This is a genomic window from Polaromonas sp. CG_9.11, assembly GCF_015752225.1.
Taxonomy (GTDB): Bacteria; Pseudomonadota; Gammaproteobacteria; order Burkholderiales; family Burkholderiaceae_C; genus Polaromonas.
In genome coordinates, this window is the sequence record NZ_JADOVE010000064.1 from 1 (window position 1) to 2,004 (window position 2,004).

Below are 2,004 nucleotides of genomic sequence, written 5' to 3' on the forward strand. Positions count from 1 at the left end.
GGGTGGCAGCTAGCATCGAGTTGGGTTCGTTGGGCCATGGAAATACGTTCTTTCTATGTCGGTCCAGGCTTGCCAGTCTGTGCCATCGGGGGGGGCCTCCGGCGGCCTGGCAGGGGCCTGATTGAAAAATCCCAAAACCAAAAACTTCCAAACAGGTTCAGTTTCAATGGTCGGGGAAATTACAGAACGAATGTTGCACTACCAAACTTCAGGCGCATGGGGCGAGGCCGAAAACGACGAAAGACCGATCAACGGCAATGCCTGTGAGCCGGCGAGGTGTACTGTCCTTGCCTACTCGATGCGAACGATCCGCAACTGCGCTACATCCACTTCCTCGGCGCCCGTGGCATAGGCTACCAGCGCCCACCCTGCCCTTTTGGCGCGCCGGTCTACCATCAGCCGCCCACTGGGCCCATCCCCCGCAGCCACAATGAACACGGGCGCGCCAGCTTGGCTCGCCTGGACGAAACGGGGGTCACTTTTGGGTTGGGCCTGGTCCAGCAAGCCTTCGGGTGCAGGTGGCGCCTGGATGGGCGCTCGCGCCTTGGCGAGCATCGGCTCGCGCACTAAAGCTTTTTCAGGTTCTCCTTCTGGCTCGCCGTTTGGCTCGTCACCTAACAGGTTTTGCCTGCTGTCCTGGGATGCCCGAGCGCGCTCGATCACAATGGAGCCGGTCGGCTTGCCGGTGATTGCGGCAATGATGCGCCGGGCCTCGGTCACGCTGAGGAAGGTACCCTCGTCAGGCAAGGCGGCCATCACCTCCGCAGGCGTCTTGCTCCACTGGCGGTGCAGGTCATAGAGCGCGCGCATGTCGGCCGTGTCCAGGCGAGAAGCCAGCTCGGGCGGCAAGTCCCCGGCCTGGCGAAAGGCCGTCACCTGGTAGTCCTTGAGCGCGCAGATGGCCGCGATCTGCTTGGTCGTCAAGCCATCCCGCACCAGGCGGGCAATGGCCGTGGCCAGGTCGGAGTTGGACAGGTCCGCGCGCTGCCGGTTTTCGATCAACTGCGCGGCAAATTCGCTTGCCCCGCCCTCCCCGGCCGGGCGCACCACGGCCGGAATGTCGGCCACGCCCGCCAGCCGCGACGCGCGCAGGCGGCGCGCGCCAAAGGCCAGCATGTAGCGCCCCTTGACCGGTGGGCGCACGACGATAGGCTGTACGACGCCGTGAGCCAGGATGCTCTGGGCCATGCTCTGGAGTTCCTCTTCGTCAAACACCGTGCGGGGCTGATCCGGGTCCTCGTCGATGTCGACCAGGCGTAGACGAAGTGCCTCGCCTGGATGAGCACTCGCCGCGCGCAGTTGGGCCAGCGCGGCCTCGGCAAGCCGGGGGCGAGCTTTGAGCGTGACCACAGGTTTGGGGGTGCGGTCCGAAAAGGGCATAAAGGGGGAAGTGTCGTCAATCATCATGGGCTCAATTTCATTTGATCGGTGATGGCGGCCAAGGCGCTTCGGATGACCTGGCGGCTCCTGCGATCAGCGCGGGGAAGGCACCCTGCTGGGAACCGGTTGACCTCGAGCCCGTTGGAAACAGGCGCGTTGACGGTCAGTACCGAGGGTCTATGGATCACTCTTACGTGGATTTGCACGGTGCAAAACGGCGCGCCTTCCTCGCATCGGGAATTATGACGTGAGAGACTACAGTGCGCAGCGTCAGATCGCGCTGCGCGTCGCATGAGCTGCATTCGACGACTACAGCCTGTGCGCTGGGTCAAGTCAATCGGCTGGCCGTGGCAAGGTTAGCCGTGGTGCAACAACTGATCAAAACAGCTTTGTTCAATTATCCGGGCATGTCCTCCGACAGGTAGTGCAACATTCGTTCTGTAATTTCCCCGACCATTGAAACTGAAACTGTTTGGAAGTTTCTGGTTTTGGGATTTTTCAATCAGGCCCCTGCCAGGCCGCCGGAGGCCCCCCCCCGATGGCACAGACTGGCAAGCCTGGACCGACATAGAAAGAACGTATTTCCATGGCCCAACGAACCCAACTCGATGCTAGCTGCCACCC

Annotated in this window: 1 protein-coding gene; it reads right to left on the minus strand. The window is 62.1% G+C overall.

The features are described 5' to 3' along the window. Window positions 1-291: 291 nt before the first annotated feature. On the minus strand, window positions 292-1,407 hold the full coding sequence (locus tag IWX85_RS20075; protein ID WP_196870975.1) for a ParB/RepB/Spo0J family partition protein: 1,116 nt from the start codon (window positions 1,405-1,407) through the stop codon (window positions 292-294). Window positions 1,408-2,004 lie beyond the last annotated feature (597 nt).

Bases quoted from the DNA above. Each gene is read 5' to 3' on its own strand.
- IWX85_RS20075 (WP_196870975.1), bottom strand. From the start codon at position 1,407: ATGATGATTGACGACACTTCCCCCTTTATGCCCTTTTCGGACCGCACC.